Consider the following 17,414-nt stretch of genomic DNA (forward strand, 5'->3'; position numbering starts at 1 on the left):
CGCGAACCTGCGATTGCGAGATCCGAAAGCGAAGCGCAGCATCGGAAGAAGAATACTCTACCGAATGGAGTCGAAGGCACTTAAGTTTGTGTCCGGAGACCGCTGAATGGCATTTCGATTCGATCGTCTTCCCGCAACGACGTCGCTGCGTTTTCTTCCCCTGGTCGCTGCGCGTCCATTCCTCGCGGCCTAAGAAGGCCTCGCGCCGCCGTCTTTCACTTCGTTTCAGCCCCTTCGGGATGCAGATCGATCGTCTCACGACCACCATCGAGGCCGTGATGGGCGCGGCCCGAGAAGACACAGAGAGACCACCACAATGGCTACGATCGGCACTTTCCACCGCGAACGGCTTCTCCGGCTCGGTCAAGACTCTGAACCTCAACGTCAAGACGGTAACGTTATCTCCGGCGGACGGCGACAATGGAAAGAATCTCGACTTCCGCATCTTCGCAACAGAGTTCGGGGCGGCATGGAAGAAGACCTCGCGCGAGGGCCGCGGCTACCATTCTGTAAAGCTCGATGATCCCAGCTTCCCCGCTCCGATCTATGCGAGCCTAGTCGAGACCGACACCGAGGGCGACTTCTCGCTCATCTGGTCACGCCGCGCCGCAGAGTGCTCCGACAAAGCACGAAGCCCCGCCGCAAGGCGGGGCTTCGCCATGTTCAGGTCAGGCGCAGCCTAGGCTTCTGTCAGATGCAGCAGGTTACGCTTTGGCCCGCGCCTTGCGCGCCTTGTTCACCGGCGACTTGATTGCAGCCGCAGTTGTTCTCGCTGCCGCCGCACGCACGACCGGTTTCCGTTTTTCTGCCGCGGCAGATGTGGGCGCTGGCGCCTTGCGCCCGAGTCCAATTGATTTCGCCAGGGCCGAGCGCGTGGCCGCATAGTTCGGCGCCACCATCGGATAGTCCGCTGGCAGGTTCCACTTCTGACGATATTGGTCAGGGGTCAGGTCAAAGTGCTGAAGATGCCGTTTGAGCGATTTGAATTTCTTTCCATCTTCCAGACAGATGATGAAGTCGGGCGTCACCGACCTCTTGATCGATACTGCCGGCTCCTGCTTGACCACAGGTTCTACCGCTGGCGCGCCAATGCCGTCCAGAGCGGCATGAATATCGCCGATCAGCTTCGGCAACTCGCCAACCGGCACCGGATTGTTCGATACATAGGCGGCGACAATGTCAGCCGTGATCGACACGGTGTCCAGTGCGTTGTCTTGTTCGAGAGCAGTGGTCATATAATTTCCTTCTTTTGTACCGGATGAATTGAGCGATGTTTGATGTTTTTGCCCTGCCCACGACAAAATAGTACGCTTCTTCGTAAAATCCACCTCTCTTGCGCAACATGACAAGAGTACGTTTCGTTTCCTTCGTCCCTTCGGCCGGGATGCCTTTGCCGATCTCATCTAAAGCGAGGAGCTTCCCTCGCTTTTTCGCGGTTCCAGCTGTGCAGTGCGATGCCGCTGGCTCGCACCCTGGCTATAGAGTTGGTATCAACGCGCAGTGTGCATGATCGCATCAGTGGGACGTGGGAGGTTTCGAGGGAACACGATCTGGCGTTTGAAGTTTTGATCATAGGACAGCGCCTGCTTTGACGAGCTTCGCCCTTGCGCTCTTCATCATCTGGATCAAGGCTCGCAAGAGAAGATTGCCGCCGGTAGCGACGAAGATCGCGAAAGCTTCCTGCGCAGGCGCATGACTGCAGCGTCGGCGCTGACGCATCGGCGGAGATCTGCTGTTCGGGGCTTCGTGCCGGCCGCTGCCCGCGCCAACTGTGGCTACGTTCGCCGGCCCATCTGCTCTTCTCGTCGCTCACCATCGAACGCCTGCCTACCCTTCGCGACCCATAGGTCCCGCGCATGCGCGCCTCCATGGCTTTGCAGCTTGGCGGCGATCCAAAGCATCGCGCCGTAGATGATGGTGCGATCGTCGTTGGTGAGCTCAACGATGCCTGCCTTGACAACGAGCCCGCCGAGTTCGATCAGATGTCGAGTGCGTTTGCGTCTCTCGACCTGCCACGTCCTCATCTCATTGCGAGCTCGTGCCGCCTGCCGGCGATTGTGTGCTGCCTGGTTGCGCTGGATCGCTGCGAGGGTTGCGCTGAGCTGCCGAAGCAGTTCGCCGGAAGCCGCTCTCGAAAAACATCACTCCACGCTTGGCCCATGCCTCACGCTTTGCGGCGTCTTTTGTCTCAGCGATTGCGACCAGCGCGCCCGCCAGTTCATCGGTGCTGAGTTGATCGGCGCCGGTGGCAATCACCAGTTCGCCAAGCTGCTGCACCTTTCGCGTTCTGAGCTCTCGCGCCTTGTCTTCCAGCGCTTTCAGTTCCGCGTCGAAGTCGCGTGGTTTGCGCATGGCTGTCTCCGTCCATTGTCGATGCAGCGATGATAGGGGAGCGCCTGCCAGAACGCTTCAGGGTTGCCGAGACAGCCCGGGACGGGCTGGTCCATCCCGAGAATTTTTCGAGGGAGGGCGCGCTTATACGTCGTGCCGACGTGCGCTTTGCCGTGCAAATGATCCTGTCGCGATGGCAATCTATCATCTTCACGTCAAGGTCATTGGCCGCAAGGCAGGCTCAAGCGTTGTGGCGTCGGCCGCGTACCGCTCGGCCTCGCGGTTGCGCGACGAGCGCATTGAACGCACTCACGACTTCTCGGCTAAACGCGGTGTCGTTCATTCCGAGGTGATGCTGCCTGCGAATGCACCGGAGGTCTGGCGCGAGCGCGAACGGCTGTGGAATGACGTCGAGGCCTTCGAGGTACGCAAGGATGCGCAGCTTGCCCGCGAGGTGGAGTTTGCCCTCCCGCGCGAACTCAGCCAGGCGCAAGGCATCGAACTGGCGCGCGACTTTGTACAAGTCGAGTTTGTCAGCAAGGGCATGGTCGCGGACCTCAATGTGCACTGGGACCGGGCAGAGGATGGAAGCCCCAAGCCGCACGCTCATGTCATGCTCACCATGCGGTCCGTGGACGAGAACGGCTTTGGCGCCAAGGTTCGAGACTGGAATGCTACCCAGATGGTCGAGCGCTGGCGCGAGCGGTGGGCGGAGCTTGCCAATGAGCGCCTGGCCGAACTCGACATCGACGCCCGCATCGATCATCGCAGCCTGGAAGCGCAGGGCATAGCGTTGGAGCCGCAAACCCAGATTGGTGCACCGGCGCAACGCATCGAGGGCAGTGGCCTTGATGCTGGCGACATTGAAGCAGATCGCGCCGAACTGCATCGCGAGATCGCGCGCAACAACGGGGCACGCATCATTGCCGATCCATCCGTGGCGCTGGATGCCATCACGCATCAGCAATCGACTTTCACCCGAAAGGACATTGCGAAGTTCGCGCATCGGCACAGCGACGGAATGGAGCAGTTCAACGCGGTCGTGGCAGCCATCGGCAATGCACCCGATCTGGTCGAACTGGGCAAGGACGGACGCGGAGAAGATCGCTTCACCACCCGGCAGATGATCGAGACCGAACAGCGCCTTCACCGCGCGGCGGAGCGTATCGATTTGGACGAGCGACACGCGGTGAGTAACGCGCATCGCGAGGCCGCTTTGGCGCGGGCTGCGCAACGCGGGCTTGTTCTGTCAGGCGAGCAGACCGATGCGCTGGCGCACATCACCGACGGCCGCGGTCTTGGTGTCGTCGTCGGCGTTGCCGGAACGGGCAAGAGCGCCATGCTGGGTGTTGCGCGCCAGGCATGGGCAGCGGCGGGCTACGAGGTTCGAGGCGCGGCACTCTCCGGTATCGCGGCCGAGAACCTGGAAGGCGGATCAGGCATCCCGTCACGCACCATTGCCAGTATGGAGCAAAGCTGGGGACAGGGCAGGGATCTGCTCACCACGCGCGATGTCCTGGTGATCGACGAGGCCGGCATGGTCGGCACGCGCCAGTTGGAGCGCGTGCTTTCCCATGCGGCCGAGGTTGGCGCAAAGGTTGTGCTGGTCGGAGATCCGCAGCAGCTGCAGGCGATCGAGGCCGGCGCCGCCTTCCGCTCGATCCACGAGCGTCATGGCGGCATCGAGATCGGCCAAGTGCGCCGCCAGCGCGAGGACTGGCAGCGTGACGCCACGCGCGAGCTGGCAACCGGCAGGATCGGCGCTGCGATCAGCGCCTACGACGGGCAAGGCATGGTGCATCAGGCTGTAACGCGCAATGAGGCGCGAGGTGAACTCGTCGAGCGCTGGGATCGCGACAGGCACGCGCGTCCAGAGGCAAGCCGGATCATCCTCACCCACACAAACGACGAGGTGCGCGCGCTCAACCAGGCAGCGCGCGAACGCATGCGCGCTGCCGGCGATCTCGGAGATGATGTTCAGGTGAACGTGGAACGCGGTGCAAGGGCCTTCGCCAGTGGCGACCGGGTGATGTTCCTGCGTAACGAGCGCGGGCTCGGCGTCAAGAACGGCACGCTCGGTGTGATCGAAGAGGTCAGCACGCAGGGCATGACTGTGCGTACTGAGGACCACAGGTCGGTGCGCTTCGACCTGAAAGACTACGCACACATCGACCACGGCTATGCCGCGACCATCCACAAGGCGCAGGGCATGACCGTCGATCGCACGCATGTGCTGGCGACTCCGGGAATGGATGCGCACGGCAGCTACGTTGCCCTGTCGCGACATCGCGACGGGATGGACCTGCATTATGGCAGCGACGATTTTGCTACGCGGGAAAAGCTCGTGCGGACACTGTCACGCGACCGCACCAAGGACATGGCGTCGGATTACAAGCAGATCGACCCGGCGCAGACCTATGCCGAACGGCGCGGAATCACCTTCCGACAGCGTGTGGTCGAGATCGTGCGCCAAATCGTTCCGGAGAAGCTGCGCGACAGGATCGGCGGGCTGCTCGACGGATTGCGCTCGCCCGCATTCGCCGAGCCAGGACAAGAGCGTGGGCAAGGGCCGGAAAGGGGAGGCGGTGGAACGCGGCACGGCGATGCCGGCCCTACGTCCGGAAGAGAAGCTTCCGCCAAGGGAGCGCAGCGCGAGGCGGATGCGCGGGCGGACCCGGAAGCGGCGCTGCGCGGCGCTCGCACGAAGGCGCTGGTGCGCCACGCGCGCGCACTCGACGTGATCCTCAGCACTGGAAACGCGGATGGCCTGGGCAGCCCCGAGCAGATGCGCGAATTGACGGATGCCCGCAGTGCGTTTGAGAAGGTTCGGCCGCATGGCTGGCGCGATGCCGAGGCGGCCTACGTCAAGAGTCCCGAGTTGGTTCGTGAAGCGGGGGCCGGCCGTGTCAATCGCATAGTGCTTGCTCTCCAGCTCGAAACGGAAATCCGCACCGGACTGGACAACGATCCAAGCCGCCGCGTAGATCGTTTCGTGGAGCGTTGGCAAAAGCTCGATCGCACGAGCCAGGGCCAGTACCAGGCCGGCGACATCTCGGGCTACAAATCAACGCGCACGGCAATGTCCGACATGGCCAAAAGCCTCGAACGCGATCCGCAGCTTGAGTCCCTTCTTGCCAATCATAAGAAGGCGCTTGGCATCGAAGTCGAATCCGGCCGGCGTCTGGGTGTAGAACTCGCGTTCAACCACGGCATCGACCTCGGTCGAGGTCGCGGCATCGGACTGTAGCCCTCCGATCTGCCGCCGTCTCCGCGCCACAGCCGGGTCAGGCGAAAAGTCAGATTGCGTTCAGCATTGGTTCGCCCTGTAGTCCCAGCAGATACCGGCAACAACCAATGAGAAGCAGGCGAGCCATGTCCGAGCCGGATCGCATCATACGCCTCAGAACCGTTCTTGACCGAACCGGCCTGTCCCGCTCGACCATCTATCGTAAGATAGCCGAAGGCACGTTCCCGGCTCAGATCAAGATAAGCATAAACGGGGCGGGTTGGAGAGAATCTGATGTCAGTCTCTGGGTCGCTGACCCTATCTCCTGGGACACCAATGCATCACGAAAAAACAGCGACTAGTAGCGGTCGAGTGGCACGTTGCTGCCACCGTTGAACTGTCCCCTCTGATGTAAGTTCAACGACTGGGAAGGGGCCGTTAGGCGACCGTGAGCTTTCGGTAACGAGGTACCGAATAGCAGCCATCCGATGCCCTATTGCTGCCCGCAACCCGATTTCGTTTATCCATTTTTCGTTAGTAACCCTGCCTGCTATCACGCACCCGATGAGTGATGGCGACCGTCCCGGAGTGTCGTCGGTGCTGGTAAATTTCGCCTTTTCGCCCATGTTTTCGCTAGCGAAAGGAGGCATTCGTCTCAAAAATGGTTTCTATATTCAAATGCAAAAATGGATGAAACCGGAATTTATGAAGTCGAATTGATGAGGTGTCCAGTTTTTGGTAATTCTAAGGTGAATAGTGAGGGGCCACCTGTCGCCAGGTGGCCCAAGTCCATGTTTTTGCCTGGACTTATTTCGCGGCCTTCTGTGCCGCGTAATAGCTTTCAAACAACGCCCCATATGCGGGTTCGACGTTGTCGACAAAGACCTTGGCGAATTCCATCGCGTCTGGGCGATCCCAAGTGTGCATCACCTCCGTAATCGCCGCGAATGTGTCAATCGGCATTGCGCCTGCCTGCGTGACCCGGGCAATGGATATGTCGGTCGCCATCTTCGACCAATTGCCCGATGCATCTACGATGCAGAACACTTTGTATCCAGCCTCGAGGGCTTTCAGTGCAGGAAACACCATGCAAATGCTGGTGAGTGTGCCTGCGATCAGCAGTGTCTTCCGCTTGGTCTTCTCGATGGCTTCGACAAAGGGACGGTGATCCCACGCGTTGATCGGGCCGCTGCGCGGAACGTACACCGCATCGGGGTTGCTCTGAAGGATATCGGGAATGGTCGGACCATTAGCACCTTCGGGAACGGATGCCGTTACAACGGTCGGGATCTTCGCGATTTTCGCTACCTTCGCAAGAGCAATTACGTTGTTACGGAGTTCCCGATACTCCATATCACGGACCAATTGGAACAAGCCGCTCTGATGATCTATCAGCAGCAAGACAGCATCGTTCGGGTCAATCATCCACTTGTTTGATGTCATGTCATTTCCTTTGGTTTTGGAACTGGATGTGCTGCCTGCGGCGGCGGCGGCCACCGCTGTCGTCGGCGTCGTCAGCAATGTCGCTGCGCCGGCTGCAGCGCCGGCAATAAGTATCTCTCTGCGCTTCATTTACTTCTCCGATCGATTGATATTGTTAAATGTGTCCCATCAAGCTGAAGAGGCGGGCGCTCGACCACGACTGCCAACTCAAGCCGTTTCTCGCCAATGACTGTGGACTGATCCAGTATCAGACACCGCCATGACCACCTTGGCCGCCCAGAACGCATCCTGGATGTCCACCGCGCTGCGGCGCTCTACCCAAGGCATGCCAGAGAAAATTGCGGCGAAACTTGTCGATGCCGATTTCCATAGTGCCACCTTGCGAGGTCATGAGCCGGCAGACTCGACCCGCGGCGGCTCTGGCGGCAACGGAATGAACTCGGTTTCGCCAGCGACTTCGGGGAAGCGGCCATGCCGCCAATCGTCCTTGGCCTGCTCGATCCGGTCCTTGGAGCTCGAAACGAAGTTCCAGTAGATGTGACGTTGCTCGGGAAAAGGTTCGCCGCCGACCAGCATCAGATGCGCTCCGCCGCGTGTGCTCACGATGATCTCCGCGCCAGGCTTGAAGACGACAAACTGCGCTTCGCCGAATGTTCCTGTCTGGCCGGCGACTTCAATCTCGCCAGAGACGACAAACACGGCCCGCTCAATATGCTCCGTGGGCACTTGCAACCGCGCACCAGGCTTAAGCACGGCGTCGACATACATCAGGTCCGAATAGACCGGCACCGGCGAGCGTTCTCCGAACGCGCTGCCCGCAACGACGGTGAGCGAGGCTCCCTCGGCCTGGAGCCTAGGCAGAGCGCCGCTGGCGTGATTGGAGAAACCCGGCTGCATTTCTTCGAGCGCCTTGGGCAAGGCGACCCAGATTTGCTGGCCGAACATCGTTCCACCTTGAGCCTGCAACTTCGCGGGTGAGCGCTCCGAATGGACGATGCCGCTGCCCGCTGTCATCCAGTTCACGTCACCGGGACGGACCGTCTCAACGCTCCCGATGCTGTCTCGATGAACCATTTCGCCTTCGAGCAGGTAGGTGAGGGTCGACAGGCCGATATGGGGATGGGGGCGGACATTCAGGCCAGCCCCTTCTCGAAACACCACTGGTCCGAAATGATCGAGGAAAATGAAGGGACCAACCGTGCGGCGCTGTGCCGATGGGAGCGCACGGCGAACCTTGAACCCATCACCCAGATCGCGAACAGGCGGAACGATCAAATCTTCCACCGCCAAGTCTGGCAGGGCACTCGTAACAGTCATTGCCGCCTCCATTGCAGAGTTTCAATTCGGCGCTGTCGCGCAGTGGTCTCGCTCCAACAGCGCAAGTTCATCTCAACAAGCACGTTGAGCTCCCGTCATCACATCCTGCGTGGCTTTCAGGGGCGGAATGTGTTGCGCTACCAATCGGTTAGGATCGGGTTCGGTGGAATTTCTTGATCGCGTCTAAGGATCGTAAATCCCACATGCGTACGTGCCGGGAAAGCCGGTATGTTACGATACCATCCATCGGCAAGGCCGATGGGTTTAAATCAGCGAAGCATCTTTGTCAGCATTTCAGTCGTGCAGGCGCGCCTTGCCGCAACGATTGTACCGTGAGCGTTGACGTGTCAGTCGCACGTTCGCATAAATAGGAGCAGCCTGCATATCTTTAGTGGATCCATCGGTTAATTCGATAGAAGGGCACAACATGCTTGATGGCGTATCTCTTGACCAGTTGCGGACTTTTGTTGCCGCGGCTGACGAAGGAAGCTTCTCTGCTGCGGCCCGACGCCTCAGGCGAACCCAGTCCGCCGTCAGTGAAACCATGGCCAACTTGGAAGCCCAACTTGGTGTCACGCTTTTCGACCGCAGCGCTCGATATCCGCGGCTGACGACCGAAGGTGGTGTCCTTCTTGCCGACGCTCGCGCTGTCGTTTCAGGCGTTGATGGCATGAAGGCACGCGCGAAAGGAATATCAGGCGGGCTGGAGGCGGAGCTGGCTGCGGTGATCGACGTCTTCTTTCCGATCACCGCGATTGCCGAGGTCGCTCACGAGTTCCGCGGACAATTCCCCGCCACACCTTTGCGGCTACTTGTCGAGGCGCTCGGCGGCGCGGTGCAACCCGTCATGGATGGGCGCGCGAGCTTCGGCATCGTTGGATCTTTGCCAGTACTGCCCTCTGGCCTTGTGGCCGAGCGCGTCACCAGCGTTGACTTTGTCATGGTCGCGGCTGCAAACCATCCGCTGGCGGCGTATGGTGGCCTCATTCCGCGGGATGAGCTGGCGCGACACGTTCAACTGGTGCTCACTGATCGATCCGATCTATCAGCCGGGAAGGAGATCGCAGTCATATCGCCTTCCACCTGGCGGTTGGCTGACCTGTTTGCCAAGCACGCCTTTCTCATCAGTGGGCTGGGTTGGGGTGGCATGCCGCTCCACGTCGTCGGGAAGGACATCGCCGAGGGGCGGCTTGTTGAACTTTCGATCCAAGATATACCACGGGGTGGACTCAAGCTGCCGATATCGGCCATCTACCCAATCGCCGCGCCTCCGGGACCCGCGGGCCGTTGGATGATCGAGCGCCTTAAACAGTGTTCAAACGAAATGCCGGGCAAATGGCCTATGGACAAGGTCTTCTCGACGTCCGTGTCCGACCCTGGGCGGTGAATCTGATACAGATCAATCTGCTCTGTCTCAAGGCGACGCAGGGCGTAGTGTTTCCGAGCGATGTTCGAGTCTCTCGCGCACCATTGTGTCATCGACACCGACCAAGACTGAAGCCCAACCACCGCTTTCGGAGAACGCATCGCCATCCTAAAGGACCGAAATGAGGCGCAAAGCCGCCGCTCGCTCGCTACGGCGCCGTTTGCAAGCGCGCTCGCGAGCGGCTACGCGCCGGCTTAGTCTAAATGACCGCTCGTTGATTTGCGGATGAAAGCTTCCGGCTCCATTCCGAGCGCGTCGGCGAAGCGACCGGGAGCCATGACACTGGCCGAAATGTCAAGCTCACTAAACGCTCTTCGATTTGTCGTCGGTCAGGGTCCGCCGCAACCTGACGCCCGGATGATTGCCGTTCGTGAATTCCACACCCTCTGCCTCAAGAACGGCACGGATTTTGTCCTGTGTTTCAGCGGCTACCGCCGCGACGCGCTCGCTGTCGCTCTCACAGCGTTTTACAGTAGGAATAGAAACGCTAGCCCGCTTGGCAAGCTCCGATTGTGATAGGCCGATCAAGGCTCGGGCCGCGCGCATTTGTGCTGCTGTCACCAATTTCTGTTTGATCCCTTTAGATCATTGCGCTATGATCCAAAGGTATCAGTGGATACCCTTGGCCTGTTGTCGGGGGTGCGGCTAGACGCAGTGTTGACGCACCATGCCTAGCCTGACCACGCCAAAGCTGTCTGGAGCTCGGATCATGGCTGATTCCGACAATACCACGACTTTGCCTTTCGTCATCGGTCGGCAAGGGGTTAAGCAGAACGTTCCCGAACGGCAAGCAATAGACCCGGCTTCAGGCCTCTGGAGCGAGTGGCAAAAAGCTCAATATGCCTCGTTGCTATTGTGTCGGGTGCAGCAGCGCTTGGAGGCACGAATGATGGCCACTACGGGAATTCCGGTATCGACCTCAGGCCAATCCGGGTATTGGCCGATGTCGGTGGCCGCGTCGGAGGCGAGCGCCGAGTATGCGGTGGCTCGCGAGGCAGAGGTGTTTGCCATGACCGAGGCACTCAAATTTCAGGATGCTATCCCCAGTGTTGCTGCTCTGTCGCTCGTTGGGATCATCGCGAAGCTGGACATGATTGTTGGCGCCGACCGGGACATCGGCGATCCGACGGATTTCCCATGGCCGCACATTGCGTCCGTATTGCGCGACCTCAAGGCACTTACGGGCGATCTGCCAGCCTATCGACCGGACCGCACCGCTACCCGTGCTGACGTGGAGAGATATTGGAACGAAGCCATCAAGCTCGTGACGGCGCTTTCGGAGGATTCCCAGCGGAATGCGCCTGTCTTATGAACTTCTAGCAGCCGCCGTAGGCGCGGGCTCGCAACCGAGGGGCACCTCTGTTGTAGGGAATGGTGCGAATCGGAGCAGGTTGGAAAGTTCGGCGACGCCCTGCGGCGAGGTTCGTGACATACGCACCGGCGAAATCACGTCGCCATCCAGCCTCGTTAAGTTGACCCCTGTCCGATTTCTACGCTGGGGCGTGCCAATTGCACGATTGATGGGACGCGTCTCTTCGCTCGTCGCTGGCCGTCGCCATGCTAACTTTCGTGAAGCCGGCACCAGACACAGGCAATGGTTCTTCCCTCATCGAAACCGCCGCTGCGGTAACGCCGGAAGAGCTTCGCAAAGCCATGCTTGAGTTCGTCGAAGCGCTCGCCGTCGCTGATGCCAGGCGCGATCATCTCAGCGCTATCGGCTCTTCGATCGACCGAAGCGCCGCGATTGACTCACGTCACGCCAAGAAGGCTCCCAGAAAATGATGCGAGCCGCTATCTACGCTCGTTTCTCGACGGAGCTCCAAAACGAAAAGTCCACCGAAGACCAAATTGCCCTTTGCCGCGCGTATGCAGTTCGCAACGGTCTAGATGTCGTTGCTGTCTATGAGGATAAGGCGCGCTCCGGAGCGTCGTTATTCGGTCGCGACGGGCTCCTGACCTTGATGGAGGCGGCAGGCCAAAAAATCTTTGATACGATAGTCGTCGAAGCGCTTGACCGCCTTTCACGTGACATGGCGGACCTCGCGGGTCTTCATAAGCGGCTCTCCTTTCTCGGTATCGAAATCCAGGCAGTTCATGATGGTATCGCCGATGCGGTCCTTATCGGTATTCGTGGACTGGTCGGTCAAATGCAGAGGGAGGATGGTGCCAAGAAGGTGCGGAGGGGCATGGCTGGCGTCGTCCGCGACGGCCGTCATGCCGGAGGCCGGCCCTACGGCTATAGACCTATCTTGGGTCGCCCTGGTGAACTTGAGGTCGTCGAGGCGGAGGCAGAGGTTGTCCGGCGCATTTTCGACGGCTATTCGGCCGGTCGAACCCCACGTGACCTAGCTGGTGAGCTGAACAGGGAGGGGATAGCGCCGCCGCGGGGGACACGCTGGAATGGTTCCACGATCAACGGAAATGCCCAACGCGGGGTGGGTCTGCTCTTTAACGAGCTCTACGTTGGTCGGATCGTTTGGAACAAGGTCCGAATGGTGAAGAACCCCGATACTGGCAAGCGCGTCTCCAGGCCAAATCCGAAGGACCAGTGGCAGACGAAAGAGGTTCCCCATCTTCGCATTGTCGATGAAGAAGTTTGGCAGAAGGCACAGGCGCTCAAAGTCGCGAGGGTGAACGCATCCTCTCATTTCAAGCGCCGCCCGGCACACCTGTTATCCGGTCTGCTTCGCTGCGGCGTTTGCGGGGCGGGAATGTCGGTTCACGATCGTGATAAGACGGGCAAAACGCGTATCAGGTGCTCCGCAGTTCGTGAAAGCGGGAGCTGCTCCAATCGGCGCATTATTTACCTGCCTGAGATCGAGTGGGCAGTCCTCGATGGCATGCGCGAGCAGCTGAAAGTGCCGGACCTGATCGAGGCATATATCCGAAAATACAACCAAGAGCGCCAACAATTGGCGGCACAGGTGAACTCGGTGCGTACAGCACTGGAAGGTAAGCGCGATCGGGTGGAAGGCGAACGTCAGCGGACGATCGATCTTGTGATCAGGAGCGTGATTGCTGAAGCGGATGCCAAGCAGCGGATTGCAGACCTCAAGGCACAGCTTTCTCTGATCGAGGCACAACTCTGCAGACTCGATGAGCCACCATCAACCGTGGCTCTCCACCCCGCCACCCTGCAGCGGTATACCAAAACCGTTGATTGCCTTTCAAAGGCGTTGGCCGACCACGCGACTGCTGCAGATCACCGTGGCCCACTCATTCAAAACTTCCGAGAGCTCGTTCACAGCGTTACCGTGCACCCAAAACCTGCACGCAAGGGCTTCGAAATCGAGGTCAAGGGCAAGCTCGCCGCTCTTATTGGCGGAGCCGCGTTCCCTACCGCTCGGTACACTGGAAAGCCCACCTCATTGGGCGTCCGCTTTGGTATGGCCGTCGGAGACGATAGTGGGTGTGAAGTGGTAGCGGGAGAGGGACTTGAACCCCCGACCCCAGGATTATGATTCCCGTGCTCTAACCAACTGAGCTACCCCGCCAGGGCGGCGACAGGCCCGAAATCCGCCTCAAATCGAAAGGCATTTCGAGGCGTTCGCCAAGGTCGCGCGGATATAAGGTTGGGAGGGCGAGCCTGTCAAGCTTCGATGCATTCGATATCAGCGCATATTCCCATTGGCGAAAAGCTTTGCCGCGCGAACGCCTGGTTGCGGCCGCTGGGGTTGAGTTCGACGGGGCACGTCGCTATGTCTCGGCCACGAGTTTTTAGAGTTTGAAACATATGAAGCCGCGCATTGCAGTCCTCGGTTGCGGATACTGGGGCTCAAACCACATCCGCACCCTCAAGGCGCTCGGCGCATTGCACGCGGTTTCCGACACCAATCGTGCCCGCGCCGAAGGTTTCGCCAGCGAACAGGACTGCCTGGCGATCGAGCCGGACCAGCTGTTCGTCCGCGATGACGTCGACGCAATCATCATGGCCTTGCCGCCGCAGTTCCATGCCGATCTTGCCGTGCGCGCCGTCGAGAACGGCAAGGACGTGCTGGTGGAAAAGCCGATCGCGCTGACGGTGCCGGATGCCGAACGCTCGGTGCAGGCAGCCAAGGAGAATGGCCGCGTGTTCATGGTCGGCCATGTCCTGCGCTTCCATCCCGCCTTCGAGACGCTCAAAGGGCTGATCGACAAGGGCGAACTCGGCGAGGTCCGCTACATCCATTCGCACCGGCTGGGGCTCGGCAAGTTCCATACCGAGAACGACGCGCTATGGGACCTTGCGCCGCACGATCTGTCGATGATCCTGGCCATCACCGGCACCGAGCCGATCGAGGTGCGCGGCGAGGGGGCGGCACTCCTCGACAATCTCAGCGATTTCGCGCATCTGCACATGCGCTTTCCCAACGGGCTGCGCAGCCATCTTTTCACGTCGCGGCTAAACCCCTATCGCGAGCGGCGGCTGACGGTGGTCGGCACCAAGGCGATGGCGGTGTTCGACGATGTCGAGCCATGGGAGCGCAAGCTTGCCGTCTACCGCCACGCGGTGTGGCAGGACAGCGGCCAGTGGGCGTTCACCACCAATGAGCCCTCCTATGTCGCGGTTGCCCAGGGCATGCCGCTGACGCGCGAGCTGGAGCATTTCATCCAGTGCATCGAAACGCGTGCCGAACCACGCACCAGCGGCGAGGAAGCGATCAGGGTGCTGCGCATCCTGACGGCCGGCACGGTCACGCACACCAAATCCTGAGACTGTTTGGAAATTCTACTTTGGAGGCTATCCGATGGCTGCCAGAGCGGATTTCGAAACGGTCTCTGAGACGCTACAGCATGTCGCGGCGAATAGGATTCGCCCGACCTGCCATAAGCCTCTGATTTTATGCATGTCGTTGTCCCGGAACCGAAGACACTTCCGGGCGACATGCATTAGCGGTTTTATTCAGCCGGAACTTGCGCCGGCCTCGCGGCGAGCCGGCTCAGCATCGCTTCGGCTTCGGCGCCGCGCTCGGAACGCTCGATGAAGCCGCCGCCGAAGACGCGGGCCTCGTTGCCGTCGTCGGAATAGAGCACGCAGGCCTGTCCGGGCGCGATGCCCGATTCACCATCGGCCAGTTCGACCGAGGTCACGCCTGCCTCGTGGCGCAGCACGGCCGGCCGTGGCGGCCTGGTCGAGCGCACCTTGGCGAACAGCTCGATGCCGCCGGCGGAAACATCGGCGAGTGCGCCGTCTCCCAGCCAGTTCATGTTGCGCAGATAGATCTTGTGCGTCTCCAGCGCCTCGCGCGGGCCGACCACGACACGGGCGCGCTCGGCGTCGAGATGGACGACATAGAGCGGCTCGCCGGACGCGATGCCGATGCCACGGCGCTGACCGATCGTGTAGCGCAGAATGCCCTCGTGGCGGCCGAGCACGCGGCCGTCGATATGGACAATGTCGCCCGGGTTGGCGGCCGCCGGCTTCAGCTTGGCGATGATGTCGGAATATTTGCCCTGCGGCACGAAGCAGATGTCCTGGCTGTCCTGCTTGGCGGCGACCGTCAGCCCCATCTCCTCGGCGATGGCGCGAACCTGCGGCTTCGACAGGCCGCCAAGCGGGAAGCGCAGATAGTCGATCTGCGCCTGCGTGGTGGCGAACAGGAAATAGCTCTGGTCGCGATCGGCGTCGACCGGCCGGTAGAGCGCGCGGTGGGCGCCATTGGCGCCGGAACGGATGTAGTGGCCGGTGGCGAGCGCGTCGGCGCCGAGATCCTTGGCCGTGGCCAGGAGATCGGCGAACTTGACCGTCTGATTGCAAGAGACGCAAGGAATGGGCGTCTCGCCGGCGACATAGCTTTCGGCGAAGGGATCGATGACCGCCTTGCGGAACCGCTCCTCATAATCGAGCACATAATGGGGAATGCCCAGGGTCTCGGAGACGCGGCGGGCATCGTCGATGTCCTGGCCGGCGCAGCATGATCCCGCCCGATGCGTTGCCGCACCATGATCGTAGAGCTGCAAGGTGACGCCGACGACATCGTAGCCCTCGCGCTTCAACAGGCCGGCGACCACGGATGAATCGACGCCGCCGGACATGGCGACGACGATGCGGGTCTCTTCGGGACGTCTGGGAAGGTCGAGACTGTTCATGGTGCTTTCATTCTGCGGCAGCTCAAATGCCAATGTCGAGAATATAGGTCAAGCTTTCATGCGGCGCCAGCTTGCACGGCGACCCACGGCGTGGCGACGTGGTGAATGGGTACATTTCTCCCGGCTGAAACAGGGCTTCCAGCCGGATATTTCAAATGCGCGCCAAAAGACTAACGCGGCGTTCACGATCCTTACCTAGTCATTAGGGTCTGCTTAGGCAATTTTTAAAGCTGTGGCGGTAACGTGGCGGGGATTGGGTCTTTGAGTTTTTTGTAGAGAGTACGATGACCGATCTGGTTAGACCTAGAGTGAAGTATGTTATCGGGCCCGACGGCAGCCCTCTCACGATTGCCGATCTGCCGCCAACGAACACCCGTCGCTGGGTTATCCGGCGCAAGGCGGAAGTGGTTGCAGCGGTGCGCGGCGGACTTTTGAGCCTTGAAGAGGCATGCCAGCGCTACAAGCTGACCACGGAGGAATTCCTGTCCTGGCAAGCGTCGATCGACGAATACGGCCTTGCCGGGCTGCGCACCACGCGTATCCAGCAGTACCGGCACTAGGCCGGTCTCACCACGATCAAAGGGCGCGGCATGCCGCGCCCTTTTTGCTTTCGGTGTCGCCGCTCAGATCGTCAGCGCTACCTTGCCGATCGGCTTGGTGGCGAGAAAGGCGTGGGCGGCTCCCGCCTGGTCGAGCGGAAAAGTCCTGGCCACGTGGACGGCAAGCTTTTGGGCATCGATCAAACCGGCGAGCTCAAGCAGACCCCCGCGGTCGGGCACGACCGACATTCGCTCGACCCTGATATCGCGCGAACTGGCGTCGGCGCGGGTGGCGTCGTTGACATTGAGCAATGAGACGAGCACGCCGCCGGGCTTCAGCACCTTCAGCGAGCGATCGGCATGGTCGCCGCCCACCGGCTCCAGCACCAAGTCGATATCGCTGATCTGGCTGGTGAAATCACCCGTGGTGTAGTCGATCACCTCATCGGCGCCGAGCTTGCGTACGAAGTCGAGCTTGCCCGGGCTGGCGGTGGCGACGACGTAGGCACCACGCGCCTTGGCGATCTGCACGGCCAGATGGCCAACGCCGCCAGCTCCGGCGTGCACCAGCACGCGCTGGCCTGGTTTCAGTCCGCCATGGCGGACAAGGCCTTGCCAGGCGGTGAGACCGGCCAGCGGCAATGCGCCGGCCTGGATATGGTCCGCCCGCTTCGGCTTCAGCGCGATCTCATCGGCCGGCACGGCCGCCAGTTCGGCGTAGGCCGCGGCCTGCTTAGGGAAGCGCGGCATGCCGAACACCTCGTCGCCGACCTTGAAGCCGGTGACGCCGGCGCCCAGCGCCTCGACCGTCCCCGAAATATCCCAGCCAAGGATGAAGGGTGGCTCGCCGAGCAGCGGATAGTGGCCGGCGCGCACGGCGCCATCGACCGGATTGATGCCGGCCGCCTTGACGCGGACCAGCACCTCGCCGGCCTTCGGCGTGGGATCGGGCAATTCGGCGGTGACAAGAACGTCGGGCCCGCCAACGGAATTCTGGGTTACGGCACGCATAAAATCTCTCCTGCTTGACTAACGCCACTATCATTTGGAGAGTAAGGGCCTA

16 protein-coding genes, 1 tRNA gene and 1 pseudogene are annotated in these 17,414 nt (G+C 60.7%); 8 read left to right on the forward strand and 10 right to left on the reverse strand.

The genetic code is table 11. The annotated features are described in order from the left end of the window. Window positions 1–316 precede the first annotated feature (316 nt). A pseudogene (locus tag FJ970_RS10635) lies at window positions 317–614 on the forward strand (DUF736 domain-containing protein); the annotation flags it as partial. A gap of 90 nt (window positions 615–704) precedes the next feature. Here the strand turns inward: FJ970_RS10635 and FJ970_RS10640 are convergent. The 3 genes from FJ970_RS10640 to FJ970_RS10650 all read right to left on the reverse strand — a co-directional run bounded on the left by FJ970_RS10640 (window position 705) and on the right by FJ970_RS10650 (window position 2,352). Then, window positions 705–1,235, reverse strand: a complete 531-nt coding sequence (locus FJ970_RS10640) for a MucR family transcriptional regulator (RefSeq protein WP_140758562.1) — start codon at window positions 1,233–1,235, stop codon at window positions 705–707. A 540-nt stretch (window positions 1,236–1,775) separates the two neighbouring features. Continuing rightward, window positions 1,776–2,024 carry a conjugal transfer protein TraD gene (locus tag FJ970_RS10645; RefSeq protein ID WP_140758561.1) on the reverse strand — a complete coding sequence of 83 codons (249 nt, stop codon included), beginning with the start codon at window positions 2,022–2,024 and terminating at the stop codon, window positions 1,776–1,778. A 1-nt stretch (window position 2,025) separates the two neighbouring features. Then, window positions 2,026–2,352 carry a conjugal transfer protein TraD gene (locus FJ970_RS10650; protein ID WP_140758560.1) on the reverse strand — a complete coding sequence of 109 codons (327 nt, stop codon included), beginning with the start codon at window positions 2,350–2,352 and terminating at the stop codon, window positions 2,026–2,028. Window positions 2,353–2,524: 172 nt separating this feature from the next. On the opposite strand from FJ970_RS10650, the gene traA reads away from it, so the two are divergent. Both traA and FJ970_RS10660 read left to right on the forward strand, forming a co-directional pair. Continuing rightward, entirely contained in the window at window positions 2,525–5,578 is a 3,054-nt protein-coding gene (traA, locus tag FJ970_RS10655) for a Ti-type conjugative transfer relaxase TraA (protein ID WP_140758559.1), read from the forward strand. A gap of 125 nt (window positions 5,579–5,703) precedes the next feature. Next, the gene (locus FJ970_RS10660; protein WP_140758558.1) at window positions 5,704–5,919 is read left to right on the forward strand and encodes a helix-turn-helix transcriptional regulator; all 216 of its coding nucleotides are present in this window, start codon (window positions 5,704–5,706) and stop codon (window positions 5,917–5,919) included. 445 nt (window positions 5,920–6,364) lie between these two features. Here the strand turns inward: FJ970_RS10660 and FJ970_RS10665 are convergent, their stop codons facing one another. Both FJ970_RS10665 and FJ970_RS10670 read right to left on the reverse strand, forming a co-directional pair. Further along, window positions 6,365–7,129 carry an isochorismatase family protein gene (locus FJ970_RS10665; RefSeq protein ID WP_227792088.1) on the reverse strand — a complete coding sequence of 255 codons (765 nt, stop codon included), beginning with the start codon at window positions 7,127–7,129 and terminating at the stop codon, window positions 6,365–6,367. Between the two features lie 258 nt (window positions 7,130–7,387). Further along, a complete protein-coding gene (locus tag FJ970_RS10670) occupies window positions 7,388–8,317 on the reverse strand; it encodes a pirin family protein (protein WP_140758590.1) in 930 nt (309 codons plus the stop codon). 427 nt (window positions 8,318–8,744) lie between these two features. On the opposite strand from FJ970_RS10670, the gene FJ970_RS10675 reads away from it, so the two are divergent. Further along, entirely contained in the window at window positions 8,745–9,704 is a 960-nt protein-coding gene (locus tag FJ970_RS10675; protein WP_140758557.1) for a LysR family transcriptional regulator, read from the forward strand. Window positions 9,705–10,046: 342 nt separating this feature from the next. On the opposite strand, the gene FJ970_RS10680 is transcribed toward FJ970_RS10675, so the two are convergent. Next, entirely contained in the window at window positions 10,047–10,304 is a 258-nt protein-coding gene (locus FJ970_RS10680; protein WP_227792165.1) for a helix-turn-helix transcriptional regulator, read from the reverse strand. A gap of 148 nt (window positions 10,305–10,452) precedes the next feature. Here FJ970_RS10680 and FJ970_RS10685 point away from each other — a divergent pair, with 148 nt between their 5' ends. After that, on the forward strand, window positions 10,453–11,055 hold the full coding sequence (locus FJ970_RS10685) for a hypothetical protein (RefSeq protein WP_227792089.1): 603 nt from the start codon (window positions 10,453–10,455) through the stop codon (window positions 11,053–11,055). A 248-nt stretch (window positions 11,056–11,303) separates the two neighbouring features. Here FJ970_RS10685 and FJ970_RS10690 read toward each other — a convergent pair whose 3' ends face one another. Beyond that, on the reverse strand, window positions 11,304–11,447 hold the full coding sequence (locus tag FJ970_RS10690; protein WP_181178543.1) for a hypothetical protein: 144 nt from the start codon (window positions 11,445–11,447) through the stop codon (window positions 11,304–11,306). A 77-nt stretch (window positions 11,448–11,524) separates the two neighbouring features. Between FJ970_RS10690 and FJ970_RS10695 the strand changes: the two genes are divergently transcribed. Further along, a complete protein-coding gene (locus FJ970_RS10695; protein ID WP_321575743.1) occupies window positions 11,525–13,204 on the forward strand; it encodes a recombinase family protein in 1,680 nt (559 codons plus the stop codon). Here FJ970_RS10695 and FJ970_RS10700 read toward each other — a convergent pair. After that, a tRNA-Met gene (locus tag FJ970_RS10700) sits at window positions 13,161–13,237 on the reverse strand. The genes FJ970_RS10695 and FJ970_RS10700 overlap by 44 nt on opposite strands. A 239-nt stretch (window positions 13,238–13,476) precedes the next feature. Here FJ970_RS10700 and FJ970_RS10705 point away from each other — a divergent pair. Beyond that, complete coding sequence (locus FJ970_RS10705) at window positions 13,477–14,436, forward strand: Gfo/Idh/MocA family protein (protein ID WP_140758555.1); 960 nt, start codon at window positions 13,477–13,479, stop codon at window positions 14,434–14,436. A gap of 185 nt (window positions 14,437–14,621) precedes the next feature. On the opposite strand, the gene mnmA is transcribed toward FJ970_RS10705, so the two are convergent. Further along, window positions 14,622–15,812 (reverse strand): tRNA 2-thiouridine(34) synthase MnmA, encoded by a 1,191-nt coding sequence (gene mnmA, locus FJ970_RS10710; protein ID WP_140758554.1) that lies wholly within the window; start codon window positions 15,810–15,812, stop codon window positions 14,622–14,624. 284 nt (window positions 15,813–16,096) lie between these two features. Between mnmA and FJ970_RS10715 the strand changes: the two genes are divergently transcribed. After that, window positions 16,097–16,372 (forward strand): DUF1153 domain-containing protein, encoded by a 276-nt coding sequence (locus FJ970_RS10715; RefSeq protein WP_006203587.1) that lies wholly within the window; start codon window positions 16,097–16,099, stop codon window positions 16,370–16,372. 63 nt (window positions 16,373–16,435) lie between these two features. Here the strand turns inward: FJ970_RS10715 and FJ970_RS10720 are convergent, their stop codons facing one another. Then, complete coding sequence (locus tag FJ970_RS10720) at window positions 16,436–17,362, reverse strand: NADP-dependent oxidoreductase (protein ID WP_140758553.1); 927 nt, start codon at window positions 17,360–17,362, stop codon at window positions 16,436–16,438. Between the last annotated feature and the right edge of the window lie 52 nt (window positions 17,363–17,414).

The organism is Mesorhizobium sp. B2-1-8, assembly GCF_006442545.2.
In the GTDB taxonomy this organism is placed as follows: domain Bacteria; phylum Pseudomonadota; class Alphaproteobacteria; order Rhizobiales; family Rhizobiaceae; genus Mesorhizobium.